This window comes from Flavobacterium sp. W1B (genome assembly GCF_047344965.1).
In the GTDB taxonomy this organism is placed as follows: domain Bacteria; phylum Bacteroidota; class Bacteroidia; order Flavobacteriales; family Flavobacteriaceae; genus Flavobacterium.
In genome coordinates this window covers 2,833,932-2,852,575 of record NZ_CP178845.1, presented here as the reverse complement: position 1 = coordinate 2,852,575, position 18,644 = coordinate 2,833,932, and the positions used below count along the sequence as shown (strand labels likewise).

Below are 18,644 nucleotides of genomic sequence, written 5' to 3'. Positions count from 1 at the left end.
CAGAACTAAAATAATGATACAAACAGTAATTTTCGATATGGATGGAGTAATAGTTGATACGGAGCCCGTGCACCGTTATGCTTATTTTCAACATTTTGAAGAATTAAATATTCCGGTAAGCAATGAGTTGTTTTCCACATTTACCGGAAACTCTACCCGTAATGTGTTCCAGAATTTAAAGGCAATTTTTAATTTGGAAGAAGATGTTGAAGATTTAATCCAAAGAAAAAGAACCATTTTTAATGATGCCTTTGACAACAAAGCCGATTTAGAATTATTGGAAGGCGTAGAAAAACTAATCAAAGAATTCCATGAAAAAGGGATGCAATTAATTTTAGCTTCTTCGGCTTCAAAAGTAACAATAGATCGTGTTTTTAGACGTTTTAATTTACATCAATACTTCAGTCATATTGTAAGCGGCGAGGATTTTCCAAAATCAAAACCCGATCCGGCTATTTTTGTACATGCTGCTTCTTTATCAATTGCGCCAAAAGAAAATTGCATCATAATTGAAGACAGTACTAATGGAGTGAAAGCGGCTAAAGGAGCCGGAATTTTATGCGTGGGTTACAATAGTTTCCACTCGAAATTGCAAGATTTATCGGATGCGGATTTGATAATCAACCATTTCGATGAATTAAATTTTGAAAAAGTAGCTCAATTCTGATTTGGGTATTATTAAAAAATTAACAATTATGAATATTTGAATTTGTAAATTTGAAAAAAAATAAAAAAAATAATATGAAAAAAGTACTTATTTTATTAGCGGTTATTATTGCAAATTTTACCATTGAAGCCCAGGTAAAAACGCCCGAATCAAGTCCGAAGACAACCATAAAACAAGTTGTTGGTCTAACGGATGTAGAAGTTGTATATTCTAGACCTTCTGCAAGAGGAAGAGCTGTTTTTGGTAATTTGATTCCTTTTGGGAAACTTTGGAGAACCGGTGCCAATGAAAATACGATTATTTCTTTTAGTGATGACGTAGTTATTGATGGTAAGACATTAAAGAAAGGAAAGTACGCTTTATATACTATTCCAAATATTCAAAGTTGGGAAGTAATTTTTTATAAAACAACTGATAATTGGGGAACACCACAAGAATTTAATGAAGCAAATGTGGCTTTGAGAGCTACAGTAAAAGAAGAAGCTTTGCCTAAGGCGGTAGAAACTTTTACCATTGGATTCAGCCGATTAGATACTGATTTTGCTTATTTAGAGATCTATTGGGAGAATTCGTATGCTGCTTTGAAATTTGAGGTACCTACTAAAAAGACCGCGATGGAAAGCATAGAAAAGGTATTGACAGGCCCATCAGCAGCCGATTATTTTTCTTCTGCCCAGTTCTATTATTTGGCTAATATGGATGTCAATAAAGCAAGAACTTATATTGATAAAGCATTGGAATTGACTCAGAACAAACCCTTTTATTATTTGCGATTAAAATCTTTGATCCAAGCAAAACAAGGCGATAAAAAAGGCGCTATCGAGACAGCTAAATTGTCGCTTGCTGCTTCTGAAGCTGCCGGGAATCAAGATTATGTAAAAATGAATAAAGACAGCATTGCTGAATGGAGTAAATAATATTCTTATATTATAAATAAAGAAATCCCGTCTTTCTTAAGGTTAGACGGGATTTTTTATTGGTTCCAAGAATAGTTAAAACTGCATTTCGTTTTAGCTTTTAATAAAGTTTATTATCCAAGATCGAAGATTTTCAGTCTGTCTAATCATATTAGTTTAGTCGTTTAATACTACTTTTTGTTTTCTGAAAACAGTCCATTCCAGTATCGAGGAAAGTACTATTGTAAGTAAGGCTCCAATGAAATTGAGCCATAAATAGCCTAGTTTTTCTTCCCCACTTGGGAAAATAGCAATAGCGTAATAGTAAATGATAAAAATGGTGATTTGGCTGACAAGCGCACTATAAAAAATAGACTTGGCTTTGACGTGTTTTATATAAAATCCTACCAAGAAAATCCCCAATACCGTTCCATAGAAAATCGATCCGATGATATTTACCAATTGGATTAAATTTTCAAACAGAGTCCCGACACAAGCAAAAAGTATGGCAATAATTCCCCAAAACAAAGTGAAAAATTTTGTGGCATTTAAATAATGTTTATCTGATTTTTCTCCTTTTACATTGCGTTTGTAAATATCGATTGCCGTAGTAGAAGCAAGGGCGTTAAGTCCAGAAGCGGTTGATGACATTGCTGCCGATATAATTACCGCCAATAATAATCCGATAAGTCCTTTGGGTAAGTAATGCAAAATGAAGTGAAAAAAAACATAGTCTTTATCATTCGTTTCGCTACTGCTATCCGCTTTCAAAATAATTTCTTTGGCATGATCCCTTAAGTCTTTTTCTTTTGTTGACAGGGCAACTAATTCTTTTCGCAAAATCGGGTTGTCGTAATCTTGGTTAAGTTGATCGATATACAAAAGGTTGATCACTTTTTTTTCCTCAGAAAGACTGTCTAATTTCTTTTCTAAAAGATCATACTCCCCTTTATATTGAGATTTCTCTATGGCAACTTTATTATTTGGATTAAAATTTAACGGAACTGGATTGAATTGAAAAAAAACAAAAACCATAACTCCGGTAAGTAATATAAAAAACTGCATTGGCACTTTTAAAAGGCCATTCATGATTAATCCCATCTGACTTTCGCGAACAGATTTTCCGGATAAATAGCGTCCCACTTGAGATTGGTCAGTTCCGAAATAGGCAAGAGCCAGAAAAAATCCGCCAGTGATTCCACTCCACAAGGTGTATTTTTCTTCGGGATCTGTTGAAAAACTCACAATATCCATTTTATCATTTGCCCCAGCAATATGCATGGCATTGCTAAATGTCATATCATTTGGTAAAAAATGTAAAATCAGGAAAAAAGTGATTAACATTCCAGACATAATCACAAACATTTGTTGTTTTTGGGTAACATTTACCGCTTTGGTTCCACCTGAAAAAGTGTAGATTATTACCAATACACCAATGATAATGTTCATGTAAGTAAGGTTCCAACCCAATAAAGCCGACAAAATGATAGCCGGAGCATATATTGTTAATCCCGTTCCCAATCCTCTTTGAAACAAGAAAAGGACTGCGGCAAGCGAACGAGTTTTTAGATCAAAACGTTTTTCGAGATATTCGTATGCGGTATAAACCTTATACTTATGATAAATAGGAATAAATGTCAAACAGATTACGACCATAGCAATAGGCAATCCGAAGTAGAATTGTACAAAACCCATTCCGTCATGATAGGCTTGTCCGGGCGTAGATAAAAAGGTTATGGCACTGGCTTGAGTAGCCATAACAGATAATCCTACGGTATACCAAGGCGTTTCGTTACTACCAAGAATGAAGTCTTCTACACTTTTACTTCCTTTTGTTTTCCAAGCTCCATAAATTACAATAAATAATAGGGTAACTATAAGTACAATCCAATCGAATAGCTGCATATTTTAAGAGTATAATTTCATTATTAGATAAAAGAGCGTAATATATATGACATTAGCCATTAGTACCCAAGTATAACTTTTCTTCCAAGGGTTTGTTTTTTTAGTTTCCATATTGTGATTGTTTTATGGTTTTAGTTTTTGAGCAGGAACAGTTGGCGGTGTTTCTAACGAAATTATATTTGATAATAATCGATATGCTCCCGAAACGCCTTCTGGTAATTCCCTAAATAAACTCAGCCCGGTATAAATATAGTGCCCTTTTCCATAAGGCGCTACAAGTAAAGCACCTTTTTTCGGACTTTCGCCTTTGTCATTGGAAGATAAAATAGGAGTGAAGGCTTTATCAAATTCATTGGGATAATACAAACCTTGTTCTTGCTTCCAACCTTCAAAATCTTTAGAAGTGATTTTGTTGGGATAATTCATAACGGGATGATTTGGCGCTAAAAAACGTACTTCAGCATTTTCTTCAGTTACCCTATCATTTGAAATTTTTAATGGATATGGAGCAATATTTGTCGAAATGATTGTATTTGGCGTATTGTATTGCACTAACATTGTTTTTCCACCTTTTACAAAATCAAAAAGAATACTTTGTTTGTTAGCCAATTCCGGTACGGTATTATAAGCCCTTACTCCGGTGATGACAACATCAAGGGATTCCAGTTTTTCGGGAGTTATTTCTTCGGGCTTCAAGAGTGTGACTTTATAGCCCATTTGTGCTAAACTTTCGGGAACTTCATCGCCAGCACCCATAATATAACCAATTCTCTTATTGATGGTTTTCAAATCAATTTTGATGAATTTAGCTTCTGCCGGCTTCAGTACCTGTTGCTTTGTGATATGTGGAAAATCGATTATTACTTGATCTTTATCAAATTTTTTGTTGTCTACAATGGCGATACTTTTGGCAATAATCTCTGAGGTTTCTGAAGGAGGCGTTACATCAAAGTAAATTACTTGCTCCATTCCTTTTTTATCTAAATTAAAAGGAACCGATTTTGGAGAGACAATCCATTTTTTTGATAACTCCAATTGTAGATTTCCTTTTACGTTATCTTTTCCCGCTTTTATTTTTACGGCAATAGATTTATTTTTTCCATTATTAAAAAGGGATACTTTGTTAAGAATACTTGTGGTTACTTCGGGTACAATATCAAGATAATTGTACATTTCCCCTTTTACTTCGTCATTGTATTTATAGATTACAGTGCGTTCAAATGGGATTTCGATTTCGTTAATTTTGACATTAAAAATCACTTTTACATCTCGGATTACATCAGGAATTCCAATGTTTTTTTGATCTTCTACGGCATACATTCCTTCTGTTCCTTTTTCTTTGAGCCAATAAGGTTGGGTATATTCAATTGAAGAAGGCAGCAATATTTCTGAGGCTATATTTTCAGAAACATTATTATTCAAAGGTCTATTTTGTAAGGTGTTTATATGTCCGGGTAAAGTGGTAATACTGCTTAATTGCATCGGCGTAGTACTCCTGTTGATCGCTTCGAGCTTTAATTTTACAGTGCTTCCCGGAGTTGCTTCCTGGTTTTGCGCAACTGCTTCAAGATATAGACCTGAACAGGCAGCAATGATATTTTTTATCTCTTCAGATTTTAATGTTTTCCAATGATTTTCATCCAATGATTGAATCATCGAATAAGCTTTCACCAAATTTGGAATACTTGCAGAAGGATTTTTAGAGTCAAATTGAGTAGCTATTAGCGTCAATAAATCACCGATTGCTTTTCCGCCTTTAATGCGGTTCCAGCTGGTATCAATGCCTTCAAAAATATCGGATTTGTCTTTTAGTTTTTCGCCATTGATGAGTTCTAGATACTCCTTGTCTTCACCACGAACTCCCGTAGCGCCAAAACCTTGTGATTGATGGGCGCTTCTGCTTAATGCGGCAATTTCTTGATTTGATTTTCCCAGATTAGGATAATAAACCCCTGTTTGAATTGATGTTAAATTGCTTTTGTCTGCGGCATCATATTTTTCTTTGCTTCCGTAAAACCACCAAGAAGTATTAAAAAATTGACGTTTGGGTTGCCAAGTTTGCACTAAACTTAATTGATTAGGAAATATTGTTGGATTGGCCGTTAAATCAAAACTTTCAACGCTCAACATCGCTGATGCAGTATGGTGCCCGTGTGTGGTTCCCGGAGAACGATGATCAAAGCGATTTATAATTACATCTGGCTGAAATTTTCGAATTGCCCAAATTATATCCGAAAGTACTTTTTCTTTATCCCATATTTCTAAGGTTTCAGCAGGATTTTTAGAAAAACCAAAATCATTGGCACGCGAAAAAAATTGTTCACCCCCATCAATTTTTCGGGCTTCTATCAGTTCTTGGGTTCTTATAACACCTAATAATTCTCTCAATTGTGGACCAATCAAGTTTTGACCTCCATCACCGCGGGTCAATGATAGATATCCTGTTCTTGCTTTTTTATCATTTGATAAATAAGAAATTAATCGGGTGTTTTCATCATCAGGATGCGCAGCGATATAAAGCACTGATCCCAGAAAATTTAATTTTTGGATTTGATTGTAAATTTCAACCGAATTAGGTTTTTGAGGCTTTTGAGCTAACAATATTTGAAATGAAAAAAGAAAAATTAAAAGAAATTGAATTTTATTTTGGTGCATTTTTGGTAAAATTAATTTGCAATTACTTCAAATGTAGTAATTAAAAGTTTTATTTAAAGCTGATTTTTATTTTCTTTATTAAAATATAAAAATAGTCAAAAAAGGGAGCACCGATGTGATGCTCCCTTTTTTGACTATTCTTGATTAGGAATTAATGTCTTCCGTGGTCATTATTTCTAGAATCCCTGTTGTTTCTACGGTTATCATGTTTGCCATGGTCTTTGCGGTTATCATAATGTCTTTTATCATTTGAATATCTATGATTATTAGCATAATATCTTTTGTCATTATAATTTTTATATGCTACCGGTCTATGATATCCATCTCTATATCCTGAATGATGATTCTTTTTATGATTGTTAAAGTGTGCATAAGGGCGATTACCATGATAGCCATTTAGTACTACTTTATGCCCTGCATATAAATCATAGTTTCTGTACTGTCTTGGTAAATATCTTGATCTTACCCAATTTCCATTTCCAAAATAAACAAATTGTGAAGCTCTAATGTCGTAGTAAGCTTGAACATCTGGCAAATAATAATATTCTACTTCTGCATAACCTCTAGGACCCCAGGCAGGAGGTGAACCTATATTTACACTTACTGAAACTTGAGCTTGAGCTGAACCGAATACAAGTAGAACTATTCCAACGGCGAGTAATTTTAAATTTTTCATCTTTCTATATTTTAATGTTTATATTTTTAAAAGTGTATTGATTGTCTCAATACTTTAAAGCTAAATCCAACAACTGTGCCAAGATAATTTTTTGCCTAAAAATTGGTTTAATAATTAATCAAAAAAAAAAGAAACGCGACTTGCGTTTCTTTTTTTATCTAGATGAAATTGAAATTAGTGTTTTCCGTTTCCATGACCACGATCATTTCCTTTTCCATGATCATTTTTATTTCCATGACCATTATTTCCTTTATGATTGTTATTTTCCTTTTTATTGTAATTATCGTTTTTATCGTATCGTTTACCAATTGTTCTTTGTTGAGGCCCTCTGTATCCCTTATGATATTTTGATTTATGATTTTTAAAATAAGTATAAGGTGTGTTTCCGTGATAATCGTTTAACACTACTTTATAGCCATTATATAAGTCATAGTTACGGTATTGTCTAGGTAAATTTCTAGATCTTATCCATCTTCCACTACCAAAATAGATAAATTGTGAAGCCCGAATATCATAATAAGCTTGAACATCTGGTAAATAGTAGTATTCTACTGCTGAATAGCCTGCTGGTCCCCAAGCAGGCGGCCTTCCAATGTTTACATTAACGGATACTTGTGAATGCATCGAGCTACTTACAAATAGCACTATCCCAAAAGCGATTAATTTTAAAGTTTTCATTTCTATTATGTTTTATAATTAGTATCTAAAAAGCATTGATTTGATCAATACTCTTGAGTAAAGCCAACAATTGTGCCAAAATGGTTGATTGGCTTTCTTTATTATTTAAAGTAAAAGAAGATATTGCCTTGAAAAGGCTCTTATTTTATTCTCTTTAAATATATTACAACAATAAAATCAGCAATAAGATAATGATAATTATCGCACCTACAGATAGGTACACTCCATTTCCGGATGATCTCAAATTATTTTTTATTTCCCTTACTTCCTTACGGAGTTCTTTTTTTTCCGAAGAAGTTAAAGAAGATTTATCCATTTCTTTGATTTCTTCCAAGCGATTTAGCTTGATTTGAACCTCTGCCGGAACTTCTTTTGGAGTTGGATTTTTTTCGGCGGCAACCATTGTAGTTGGAATAGCACTTAACGATAACACCATTATCATTAAATAGAAAGTTAATTTTTTCATCTTTTTCTTGGTTTTTGATTTATTCAGATTATTTGTATAAAGATAATAATAATCTGATTATTAGAGTTGTATGATTTAAGATGAATTTTGTGAAATTTACACTTTTTGATAAAAAAAATATTATTTTATAAGTGTGTTAAAGATATATTTATCTGTTTTACTTATAAAGTACAGCTCTAGGTTTGGCTAATTCGAAATTTTGCAGTCCAAAATCAGAGGTTTGGAAGGCATTGGTTTTAAAAATATTCTCTCCTTCAAATGGAATAACAGGATAATAAGCAAGTGATATTTGGAAAGCACTAAACACTAAATAATCATTATTAATTATAAGCCCGATTCCAATTTTAGAATAAGCTTTGTTTTTTTGTAACTTATTTTGTGAATTTCCTAATAATGCAACCGAATAATTAAAATAGGGGTTTATCCTGAATCCCCCAAGATTCCAAGGAGAGTAAGCTTGTGTTTGTAGTGTCAATACCATTTTATTGGTTCCGTATATTGGACTGTTGAATCCTTGAATTCCGGTTGCGTCGTTAATAGTAAGTTGGTCGCCAATAGAATTTTTACGGTTGATACCTAAGATAGCTTCGGGTTTAATAAACTGTCTCAATTTCCAGCTTCCAATGTCGATTAGTTTGGTGAAATAATTGGCTTGAAATGAAAAAGCGGATTGTTCCGTTTTGGATTTATTAAAGAAAGTACCAACTTCAAAATTAGTGCTTAAAAATCCCCATTTGTAATATTTTCCAAAGGAAATCTGACTTCCTAAATAAGGACGCCAACTGTTATTTTTATTTTGGTACCCCAATGTTATACCATATATTCTTCCAATTGGGACGTCTTCTATGACACCATTTTTAAATATATATTTGTCTCCAATAAATTTACGAGTATTAATTCCAATTCCTGATAAAAAGAAGGTTTCGTCAGCATAAAAACGGATAGAATCGTAGGCAATAGTAGGGGTTTCTATATATTTTTTATTTAATAAACGCCCAGAAATTATTAAATTAGTTGTTTTTTCATCGATAGTATTTCCTTTAAATATTTGGAAAGCTTTGCCAATCCAAAAATCATGGGAATTGTATTTAAAATTTTGTTTAGCATATTTTAGATCTAAACCTTGCAAAGTATCTACCCGAAATTGTTGATCTAAATAGATTCCGCCCGCCCATTTTGTCAAAGGCGAATAAAAAGGGCGTTCTACGGTGATGCTTTTGCCATAATTATTATCTAAATCAATGTGGTAATTTAATATTGTTTTGATGAAAGTGTTTCTAATGTTTGGAACCGTGTATGTAAGATCGTTGGCATTTTTTCCATCACTTGATCTGTTGGTGAATTTGTAATCAAACTGATGACCTATACCAAATATATTTCTTTCATTTATTCCTAAAGAGGCTTTTGAGCTGGAAATCGAAGCTTTTGGTAATGAACTCCAAGAATCCAAAACTCGAATAAATACATCAACGGAATCTGATTCTTTAGCGGTCAGTTTTTCTGAAATATTGACTCTGTTTACGAATTTTTGAGACCGGATAATACGTTCGGATTCGTTTATTTTTAGCGCATTATAAGGAGTGTTTTTCTTAAAAAGCAATAGATTTTTGATTGCAATATTTTTGGTTTTTAGATGCAATATATTTCCCGATCTTTCTGACCAATTTTTGGGCCGCTTGGTTGAGTCTGTTTCAGAAAAACCAAACGGATCGAGCGTTATAATATTGATGTTTCTAATAATTTTTCCTTCAAAATCTTTTTGATTTTTTGGTTCAATTATTGGTGTTTCTTTTTTTGAATCAATGGATTCAAAAATTAGCTTGTGTAAAAACGTGGTGTATTTGTGTTTTTTAGAATAGGTTTGAATATTTTGATAACCTCTGGAGCTATCTTTTTCCTTTTTATTACTTTGCGAAAAAGAAATCTGATAGCTGAGGAATATTAAAATTAATACTGCTATTTTTTGAATTGAAGGCATTTTTAATAATTTTAATAGCTTTTTGTACTTTAAATAGAATTTCAACAATAAGAAAATCAGCTTATTATTGTGTTCCGGGGAAGTTTATTTAAAATTATTATTTTAAATTGTTCAGTCTTAGATTTGGGATCAAGTTTGTTACTTTGTTCTACTTTTTATACAATTTAAGAAACGCTAACTTACAGACAAAAATGATGTTTTTGATTGTAAGTTAGATGTTTATCTTTAATCGGATTATGCTTTATTTACTATAAAGTTAGAACAAAATAATAGGAAGATTTGAAATTTTATAGAAAATCATTAATCAACAAATTCCTTGTCATCAAAATGAGTTTTTAATATCGAGATTCCTTTCTGGAAAAGAAGATTGTTAGGATAGACAATCATTTCGCCTTCCTTGGTTTTTAAGGCTATATGAAAAGCTCCAATGTCCTCAATTTCCGCAACAATAGGGAAATCTTTGTCATGAATTTGGATAACATCGCCTATTTTGAAGGGAAATGAAAAAAACAGTATGATTCCCGAAGTGATGTTACTCAGAATAGACCATTGAGCAAACATGGCAACACCAACGACCGTGGCAACCGATGAAACGGCAATGATAATATCTTCAGCCTGAACACCCCAAATAACGATAAGAATAATTAGTGCCAAAATGGTAATCAGCAAATGAATGTATTTGATAACCAGATTGGTGCGATGCTCTATAATTTGTGATGATTTTGCAAAACGTCGAACCACTTTTGAAATGATAATTCGCAATGCGATTACAAAAAGGATCAAAATTCCCGATTCGATTAATTCTTTTACAAAATCATTAAAAAAAGTAATATCCATATGCTTTTATGCTAAGTTGTTCAAATATTCATACACTTTATCTACCGGCATACCCATGACATTGGCATAAGAACCTTCGATTTTAGAAACTCCAACGAATCCAATCCATTCCTGAATGCCATAAGCGCCGGCTTTGTCAAAAGGTTTGTAATTATCAATATAATAGAGAATTGCTTCATCGCTTAATTCATTAAAGCTGACTTTTGTGGTTTCGCATAAAAGTGCCGTTTTTGTAGCCGTTTTAAAGCAAACCGAAGTGATCACATCATGAGTAGAATTAGATAGTGATTTTAAAATTTCAAAAGCATCTTGTTTGTCTTTTGGTTTGCCCAATGCTTTTTCATTATGCCAAACAATGGTATCGCTTGTTATTAGGATTTCATTTTCCTTTAATTCTCCTTCAAAAGCATTGGCTTTTAATTCAGCAAGATAGTTCGTTATTTCGGCCGCTTTTAATTCGGGTGGATATATTTCTTCAATTTCTTTTAGCCGAATTTCAAAATCTAAGTCTAAATCTTTGAAGAATTGCTGTCTTCTTGGAGAACCGGAAGCTAAAATGAGTTTGTATTGTTTTAATTTATTTTTAAGCATTGTATTTTATATTTAAGGTAATGATGACAATGGATAAAATTCCAAAAAGGAGAATCCATTTTAAGAGTAAACTTAGAGCTTTAAAGTCATTTTTCGTTTTTGCCGTCCAAATTTTTATATTGAAATAAATCAAAGGTGCCAAGACAAAGAGAAAAGCATAAATGCTGGCAATAAGTAAATTATTGGTCACAAAATAATTGTTGACATAATTTAAAAGCAATACAATTGGAAACAATCCCAAAGCAAAAATCAACTTTGAGGCTTTATTAGTTCCTAATATAATAGCCAAGGTTTTCATTCCTTGGGAAGAGTCACCGTTTATGTCTTCTAAATCTTTGACAATTTCTCGAATGAAATTGATTATAAAGGCAAAGATAGCATAATCTAAAAGTATCGAAAACAGATTGGCCATTAGCAATTGATTTTCGGAGTCAATGACAGGATATAAGTCAAAAACACCAATAATAACAACACTAAATGACAACAGTAATGCTACAACAATATTTCCTAGAAGTGGCAGTTGTTTTAGACTTGTTGCATACAAATAAAGCGTACTGGCAATCAAGATAAAAATGACAGCAAAGCTGGGTTTCTGAATGACATTCGATAAATAAAAACCAATTGCAACACCGCTTACATTCAAAGCGACATATAGATTGTAAGCTTTGGTTTCGCTGATGCTTTTGCCAACAATAACTTTGTTGGGTTTATTTTCGTTATCGGTATTTTGATCAAATATATCATTGATTACATAGCCTGCAGCAGCAATTAGTATTGTACTTAATATCAATAATGCATAGTGCCAATCGGTTAAAGCCAGAGGAATGTTTTGCAATTTCAAAAAGCCGTATCTGAAAACCAACTGCATGAAAGCAATCAGAAGCAGGTTTTGGTAACGAATGAGTTTTAGGAAGTTCATTTTGGAGTTATTGGTTATGAGTTAAGAGTTGTCTGTTTTTTATTAGTCATCTACTTATGTAAACTACAACTACAATCTGATCACTGCAAACTAATCCAATTTGCCATCAAAATGCTCCATCCATTTTCCTTGTACTTTCATCACTTGTTCAATAACATCGCGTGCGGCACCTTTTCCTCCATTTTTATGCGAGATATAAGTAGATATCGTTTTAATTTCCGGACTTGCGTCTTGTGGACAAGTAGGCAAACCAACTAATTTCATAACGTGATAATCCGGGATATCGTCTCCCATGTATAAAACCTGCGCTGGATTGATATTGTATAATTCGGTGTATTCTTTAAAAGTTTCTACTTTGTCCGGCGTGCCTAAATGGATGTCAGTAATTCCGAGATTTCGCAAACGCACACGAACGCCTTCATTGCTTCCTCCCGAAATAATGCATACATTATAACCGCTTTCTACGGCCGCTTTCATCGCATAACCGTCACGAATGTTCATTGTTCTAAGGATTTCTCCTTCGGTGGTTACAAAAACGGAGCTGTCTGTAAGTACACCATCAACATCAAAAATAAAAGTAGTGATGTCGTTCATTATTTCTTTATAACTTTTTGCCATTATCTTGTATAGATTGTGTTAGTATTTTGTAAATAGTTGCTTGATTTTTATCGTATAAAAATAATTCATGTGCTTCAATTGTTTTTTTGTCATTGCGCATTGCGGGTCCTGTTTGCGCTTCTTCGGGCGAAAGACTCATTATTTTTTGAGCGGTTTCCTGTATCAATGGTTTTAGAATGTCAAAAGGGACTTGGTTTTCCTGACAAATCTCACTCCCAATTTGGTACAAATGATTCGTGAAATTGTTTACAAATACCGCCGCAACATGTAAGGCTTTTCGTTGATGGGAATTGATAGCAAAAACACTGTCAGATATAGTTTGGGCTACTTTTTTTAATAATTGAAAATCTGTAGCATTTTCACTTTCTAAACAAATGGGAATGTTCCTAAAATCAACTGCTTTGTTTTTTGTAAATGTTTGAAGCGGATAAAAAACAGCTTTCCGATTGTTATCATTTAAAACATCCAACGGAACGCTTCCAGAAGTGTGGGCTACCAAACGGTTTTTGAAAGGCAATTGGTCAGAAACCGTTGAAATTGCATCATCTGAAACGGCAATGATATACAAATCAGCTTCCAATAATTGATTGTAATCAGAAGTAATTTGATCTGAACCGAGCAGATGGACAAGTGCTTCCCTTTTTCTTGAAAAAACCTGAATCAGCTCAATTTCAGTCCCTTCTTTTTGAGATTTTTGAAATGCGGCAATCAAATGTTGCGCTACATTTCCCGAACCTATAATAATCACTTTAATCATTCGGCAAAATTAACAAAAAAAAGTGAAGAAAAACCCGTTGATTGCAATTCGGAAATGCCTACAATCACTGTGTTTTTTGAAAGAGTGACACTTTCAAGAATATTTAAATGAAATGCACGTTTATTGTAAAAAAACAATTTCGCTGTCAATCCGAAAAGGGCAGACAGCGAAATTGTTTTTTCGTAGTTTCCAATCGATTCTAAAATCAACCGATGATGTATTTTGATTTTGGAATTAATGAAATAAGTTTTACGATGCAATACGAAATCAAAAATGTAAGCAGCGCTATTAAAAGCTGTTCGATTCCCGCGTTTATTATTAGAATATCTTGCATCCAGTTGCCAATCCATAAAACGAGGATATAATGGATTAAAAAGATACCATAACTCAAAACGGATAATTCCTTAAATAGGCGTTCGATTAAACCTGAAATTTGAATCTTTTGAAATATCATAAAAACTCCGGCAGTCATAATTACAACACTTGGTGCAAGAAAGCTGATGTTGAATTCAATAAGTTTCCAATCTTCTACATTTGAGCTTATTATTTTATGTAAAAATGCGTTTTGGTCAGATTTAAATCCGATATAAGTAACAATTGTGCCAACAATAAAAAGAATGCTACCAATTGCTACAGATTTAGTAATAGACAAAGAGTTGTAATGGTGTAAAAAATACCCCAGGATAACATAGCCAAAATAACCTCCAAAATAATAAAACATTCCAAAACTATTCCAGTCACATTCACCTTGTATTTGAGGGAAAAGTAAATGAACATACGGTAAAAACAAGGTGATTCCCCATAGAGAAAGATAGAAAACCAACATTTTCTTCGTGGCTGTTTTTATCCAAGGAGAGAAAATAGGCATAAATAAATACAAGCCTAATATGATGTAAATGAACCAAAAATGAACGTTACTTCCTGTGAAGTTTATTGGAATCATCATCAGGTTATATAGATATACGTTCATTCCTAAATCTGTGAATGCATTGGAAGGACCTCCAAAGGCTATTTCATTTGGAATGGGTAGGAATACATAAATAATAGACCAAATTAAAAATGGAATGACAACACGAGAAAAACGTCGTTTGAAAAAAGTGGTGGTGTCGGTTTTTATGGGCAACAACAAAATCGATGACATAATGATAAAAAGGGGTACGCAAGAGCGCAGCAAAACGGCAATTACAGAAGCTTCGGTGCCAAAACTCATTGTTTTTGCATCGTACATATAGATATCTCCGGCGTGTACTGTTATTACCATTAGCGTAGCCAATACTCTTAGAATATCAAGTTGTGGAATTCTGTTTTTCTCTTGTTTTTGTGTCATTTGTAATAAAATATTTTTTAGTTGTTTAAGGTAAATTCCACCGATATGAAATGTGTTTTTTACTTTTAAACTAAGCCGTTTATAGGTATGATAGGTGTCATACATTATTTTTTTTCAAATATATTTCAAATTTTCTTACAAAATTTTATACTGATAAAATAAACTGGTAGGCATGTTCGTCTTTGCGAAGGGGCATAAACAGGCAACCAAAGCAAGACTTGGAAGACTCAAATAATGAATGAAAAAATAAAGTTATGAAGGCTTAATTTTGGATTTAATTAACAATTATGCAAGCATAGAAGTCAACATTTTTAAGTACTTTTGTCGCACTTTTATAAAACGTAATTCCTTACAAATGAATAAAAAAATATCCTCGTTTTTATTTTCTACACGATTAATGGCGTTTCTTTTTGTCGTTTTTGCAATTGCAATGGGTGCAGGAACTTTTATCGAAAGCAAGTATAATACAGATACAGCTCGTATTCTGGTTTATAATGCCTGGTGGTTTGAAGCAATTATGGTATTCTTTATGATCAATTTTATTGGAAACATAAAACGATACCAATTATTTAAAAAAGAAAAATGGGCTACTTTGATGCTTCATTTGGCTTTTGTTTTAATCCTTTTGGGAGCCTTTATAACAAGGTATATCAGCTATGAAGGAATGATGCCAATCCGAGAAGGAGCAAGCGAAAATCAATTTTATTCAGATAAAACATTCCTTACGATTTTTGTCGATGGAGAATATAAAGGAGAAATGAAGCGTAGGGTTTTTGAAAAACCTTTATTGCTTTCTCCGGTTACCAATAATAATTTTACTGTTTCGGGTCAATTTGCAGATACACCTTTTAAAGTCGAGTACAAGAATTTTATCATGGGTGCAAAAGAATATGTAAAAGCCGATCCTAAAGGTATTTTGTATTTGAAAATTGTAGAAGCAGGAGATGGCGGTCGTCATGAACATTATCTAAAAGAAGGAGAAGTTCAAAATATTCACAACGTTTTATTTGCGTTGAATAAGCCGACTGATGGAGCTATTAATATCAACACTAACGGAGAAGCGTATACAATTCAAACGCCATTTGAAGGGAATTTTATGCGTATGGCTGACAAATTACAAGGAGCCGTAACTAAGGATAATGTACAGCCATTAATGATGCGTTCGCTTTACAGCATTGGCGAAATGCGATTTGTATTTCCGGATCAGGCTGTAAAAGGTGTTATTGCTTATGAATCAGAAAATGATTTTAAAGCCAAAACTCATGAAGACGCTTTGGTACTGAAAGTAACTGCTGAAGGAGAGGAGAAAGAAGTAACCGTATTGGGTTCTAAAGGGAAAATAGGTGATTTTCAAACGGTAAAAATCGGAAAAATGGATTATACTTTTTTCTTTGGAAGCAAAGCTTATGTGCTGCCTTTCAAGATAAAATTGAATGATTTTATTGCCGAAAGATATCCTGGTACAGAAAAAAGTTATTCTTCTTTTGAAAGTAAAGTTACTGTTGAAGATACTGAAAAACCATTTGATGCCAGAATTTATATGAACAATATTTTAGATCATAAAGGATATCGTTTCTTTCAATCTTCATTTGATCCAGATGAGAAAGGGACAGTTTTGTCAGTAAATCATGACTATTGGGGAACACTTATTACTTATATTGGGTATTTCTTTTTGTACTTTGCGATGATGGCAATTATGTTTACCAAGTATTCTCGTTTTGCCGATTTGAAACGCAAATTAGAAGTAGTTAAAAAGAAAAAATCAAAACTGATTACTATTTTAGTTTTGTTCTTGAGTTTTGGGGCAATGGCGCAAACTCATAATCATCAGCATGATGAACATGGAAATCATCCCGACCATGCTGATCATGGAACACATGTTAGGACTAAACCAACCGAAAAGCAATTAGATTCTTTACTAAACAAATTTAAAGTAAGCGAAGCTCACGCCGGCAAATTTGGAAGATTAATTATCCAGGATGCAGGAGGAAGGATGAAGCCGATCAATACTTTTTCGTCTGAATTGTTGCGAAAAGTGAGTCATGCCAACGAATTCAATGGAATGAATTCGGATCAGGTATTTTTATCGATGTCCCAATATGCACAATTATGGATTGAAGTTCCGTTGATTTATATCGATAGAGGTAATGACAGCATTCGTAAAATTATCGGGATTGATGTTAAAGCAAAATATGCTCCTTTTATCTCTTTCTTTGATGAAAAAGGGAACTATAAGCTATCTTCTTATTTAGAAGAGGCCTATAAGGCAGCAAATCCAAATAAATTTGAGAAAGATTTTATTGAAACGGATAAGAAAGTAAATTTAATGGAATCGGCTTTGAGCGGAAGAATATTAAAGATTTTCCCGATCCCGAATGATACAAACCACAAATGGATTTCTTATTTAGAAGTTGGTAATTCGGGTTTAAAAGGCATGGATTCTACTTATACGAAGAGTGTTTTGCCCTTGTATTTTGGCTCTTTAAATAATGCTTCGACTTCAAATGATTATAAAAATGCCGATGAATTACTGGAAAGTATTCACGGTTTTCAGAGAAAATTTGGAAGTAAAGTATTGCCAAGCGAAGAAAAGGTAACAACTGAAATATTGTATAATAAATATGATGTTTTTCAGAAACTAATTTATTGGTATATTCTTTCTGCGATATTAATGCTTGCGTTTACAATTTTGTTAATATTTAAAGAACGTAAAGCCTTGGTTATTGCAGTAAATGCAATGCATGTAATTATAGGAATATTGTTCGGATTGCATACTTTGGGCTTAATCGCCAGATGGTATATTTCCGGGCATGCACCTTGGAGTAATGCGTATGAATCAATCATATATATAGCGTGGGCAACGATGTTCTTTGGTTTGGCTTTCGACATAAAATCGAAACTGACCGTAGCTTCATCGGCCTTTGTAACAGCAATGATTCTTTGGGCGGCTTATCAAAACTGGATCGATCCAGAAATTACTAATTTACAGCCTGTTCTTAATTCGTATTGGTTAATGATTCACGTGGCGGTAATCGTGGGGAGTTACGGACCGTTTGCGTTGGGTATGATTTTAGGTTTTGTTTCCTTGTTGTTGATCTTTTTTACTAATGAAAAGAACAAAGCAAAGATGGATTTGAATATTAAAGAAATCACCTATATCAACGAGATGGCTTTAACTATCGGACTAATTATGTTAACCATTGGAAACTTCCTTGGAGGACAATGGGCCAATGAAAGTTGGGGACGTTATTGGGGATGGGATCCAAAAGAGACTTGGGCACTAATCAGTATTATGGTTTACGCTTTTGTAATTCACGCTCGATTTGTACCTGCTATGAGAGGAAAATGGATTTTTAATCTGATGAGTATGTTTGCTTTTATTTCTATCTTGTTTACCTATTATGGGGTGAATTTCCACTTGGTAGGATTGCATTCATATGCTAGCGGTGAAGCCCATTCTCTAAACTGGATTTGGTATTCATTAGGAACGATTACTTTCATTGGAGCGATTACTTATCCAAAGTACAGAAAGTATTATAAAAAATAGGAGTAATTTCTCCCAAACAAAAAGGTTCAACTTCGCGGTTGAACCTTTTTTGTTTAAAATAGATTTGGCAAAGCACTTCATTGTGGAGCAAACTTTTCAATATTAGGTTTTATGCTGGTGGATTGTT

15 protein-coding genes are annotated in these 18,644 nt (G+C 33.3%); 3 read left to right on the top strand and 12 right to left on the bottom strand.

What is annotated here, in order from left to right; genetic code table 11:
- Positions 1-13 precede the first annotated feature (13 nt).
- Both ACMDB5_RS12375 and ACMDB5_RS12370 read left to right on the top strand, forming a co-directional pair.
- Positions 14-667, top strand: coding sequence for an HAD family hydrolase (locus ACMDB5_RS12375; RefSeq protein WP_413998568.1), 654 nt, complete (start codon positions 14-16; stop codon positions 665-667).
- Positions 668-741: 74 nt separating this feature from the next.
- The gene (locus ACMDB5_RS12370) at positions 742-1,584 is read left to right on the top strand and encodes a DUF2911 domain-containing protein (protein WP_413998567.1); all 843 of its coding nucleotides are present in this window, start codon (positions 742-744) and stop codon (positions 1,582-1,584) included.
- A gap of 156 nt (positions 1,585-1,740) precedes the next feature.
- On the opposite strand, the gene ACMDB5_RS12365 is transcribed toward ACMDB5_RS12370, so the two are convergent.
- The 12 genes from ACMDB5_RS12365 to ACMDB5_RS12310 all read right to left on the bottom strand — a co-directional run bounded on the left by ACMDB5_RS12365 (position 1,741) and on the right by ACMDB5_RS12310 (position 14,970).
- Complete coding sequence (locus tag ACMDB5_RS12365; protein WP_413998566.1) at positions 1,741-3,468, bottom strand: sodium:solute symporter; 1,728 nt, start codon at positions 3,466-3,468, stop codon at positions 1,741-1,743.
- Positions 3,469-3,591: 123 nt separating this feature from the next.
- Complete coding sequence (locus ACMDB5_RS12360) at positions 3,592-6,123, bottom strand: PIG-L family deacetylase (protein WP_413998565.1); 2,532 nt, start codon at positions 6,121-6,123, stop codon at positions 3,592-3,594.
- 151 nt (positions 6,124-6,274) lie between these two features.
- Positions 6,275-6,799: a hypothetical protein gene (locus ACMDB5_RS12355; protein WP_413998564.1), complete on the bottom strand. Its 525-nt coding sequence runs from the start codon at positions 6,797-6,799 to the stop codon at positions 6,275-6,277.
- Positions 6,800-6,973: 174 nt separating this feature from the next.
- Positions 6,974-7,477, bottom strand: a complete 504-nt coding sequence (locus ACMDB5_RS12350) for a hypothetical protein (protein ID WP_413998563.1) — start codon at positions 7,475-7,477, stop codon at positions 6,974-6,976.
- Between the two features lie 163 nt (positions 7,478-7,640).
- Entirely contained in the window at positions 7,641-7,943 is a 303-nt protein-coding gene (locus ACMDB5_RS12345) for a hypothetical protein (RefSeq protein WP_413998562.1), read from the bottom strand.
- 157 nt (positions 7,944-8,100) lie between these two features.
- On the bottom strand, positions 8,101-9,921 hold the full coding sequence (locus ACMDB5_RS12340) for a hypothetical protein (protein ID WP_413998561.1): 1,821 nt from the start codon (positions 9,919-9,921) through the stop codon (positions 8,101-8,103).
- A gap of 300 nt (positions 9,922-10,221) precedes the next feature.
- Positions 10,222-10,752 carry a mechanosensitive ion channel domain-containing protein gene (locus ACMDB5_RS12335; protein WP_414000388.1) on the bottom strand — a complete coding sequence of 177 codons (531 nt, stop codon included), beginning with the start codon at positions 10,750-10,752 and terminating at the stop codon, positions 10,222-10,224.
- A gap of 12 nt (positions 10,753-10,764) precedes the next feature.
- Entirely contained in the window at positions 10,765-11,349 is a 585-nt protein-coding gene (locus tag ACMDB5_RS12330; RefSeq protein WP_413998560.1) for a Maf-like protein, read from the bottom strand.
- Positions 11,342-12,268, bottom strand: a complete 927-nt coding sequence (locus ACMDB5_RS12325) for a geranylgeranylglycerol-phosphate geranylgeranyltransferase (protein WP_413998559.1) — start codon at positions 12,266-12,268, stop codon at positions 11,342-11,344. Before ACMDB5_RS12325 ends, ACMDB5_RS12330 begins: the two co-directional genes overlap by 8 nt.
- A 90-nt stretch (positions 12,269-12,358) precedes the next feature.
- A complete protein-coding gene (locus ACMDB5_RS12320; protein WP_413998558.1) occupies positions 12,359-12,886 on the bottom strand; it encodes a KdsC family phosphatase in 528 nt (175 codons plus the stop codon).
- On the bottom strand, positions 12,870-13,643 hold the full coding sequence (locus ACMDB5_RS12315; protein ID WP_413998557.1) for a Rossmann-like and DUF2520 domain-containing protein: 774 nt from the start codon (positions 13,641-13,643) through the stop codon (positions 12,870-12,872). The genes ACMDB5_RS12320 and ACMDB5_RS12315 overlap by 17 nt, the downstream gene beginning before the upstream one ends.
- 205 nt (positions 13,644-13,848) lie before the next feature.
- Positions 13,849-14,970: an acyltransferase gene (locus ACMDB5_RS12310; RefSeq protein ID WP_413998556.1), complete on the bottom strand. Its 1,122-nt coding sequence runs from the start codon at positions 14,968-14,970 to the stop codon at positions 13,849-13,851.
- Between the two features lie 355 nt (positions 14,971-15,325).
- Between ACMDB5_RS12310 and ccsA the strand changes: the two genes are divergently transcribed.
- Positions 15,326-18,517, top strand: a complete 3,192-nt coding sequence (gene ccsA, locus ACMDB5_RS12305; RefSeq protein WP_413998555.1) for a cytochrome c biogenesis protein CcsA — start codon at positions 15,326-15,328, stop codon at positions 18,515-18,517.
- The last annotated feature ends 127 nt before the right edge of the window (positions 18,518-18,644 follow it).

Coding starts and splice junctions, on each gene's coding strand:
- ACMDB5_RS12355 (WP_413998564.1), bottom strand. CDS start 6,799: ATGAAAAATTTAAAATTACTCGCCGTTGGAATAGTTCTACTTGTATTC.
- ccsA (WP_413998555.1), top strand. CDS start 15,326: ATGAATAAAAAAATATCCTCGTTTTTATTTTCTACACGATTAATGGCG.
- ACMDB5_RS12330 (WP_413998560.1), bottom strand. CDS start 11,349: ATGCTTAAAAATAAATTAAAACAATACAAACTCATTTTAGCTTCCGGT.
- ACMDB5_RS12315 (WP_413998557.1), bottom strand. CDS start 13,643: ATGATTAAAGTGATTATTATAGGTTCGGGAAATGTAGCGCAACATTTG.
- ACMDB5_RS12340 (WP_413998561.1), bottom strand. CDS start 9,921: ATGCCTTCAATTCAAAAAATAGCAGTATTAATTTTAATATTCCTCAGC.
- ACMDB5_RS12310 (WP_413998556.1), bottom strand. CDS start 14,970: ATGACACAAAAACAAGAGAAAAACAGAATTCCACAACTTGATATTCTA.
- ACMDB5_RS12375 (WP_413998568.1), top strand. CDS start 14: ATGATACAAACAGTAATTTTCGATATGGATGGAGTAATAGTTGATACG.
- ACMDB5_RS12365 (WP_413998566.1), bottom strand. CDS start 3,468: ATGCAGCTATTCGATTGGATTGTACTTATAGTTACCCTATTATTTATT.
- ACMDB5_RS12370 (WP_413998567.1), top strand. CDS start 742: ATGAAAAAAGTACTTATTTTATTAGCGGTTATTATTGCAAATTTTACC.
- ACMDB5_RS12350 (WP_413998563.1), bottom strand. CDS start 7,477: ATGAAAACTTTAAAATTAATCGCTTTTGGGATAGTGCTATTTGTAAGT.
- ACMDB5_RS12320 (WP_413998558.1), bottom strand. CDS start 12,886: ATGGCAAAAAGTTATAAAGAAATAATGAACGACATCACTACTTTTATT.
- ACMDB5_RS12345 (WP_413998562.1), bottom strand. CDS start 7,943: ATGAAAAAATTAACTTTCTATTTAATGATAATGGTGTTATCGTTAAGT.
- ACMDB5_RS12360 (WP_413998565.1), bottom strand. CDS start 6,123: ATGCACCAAAATAAAATTCAATTTCTTTTAATTTTTCTTTTTTCATTT.
- ACMDB5_RS12325 (WP_413998559.1), bottom strand. CDS start 12,268: ATGAACTTCCTAAAACTCATTCGTTACCAAAACCTGCTTCTGATTGCT.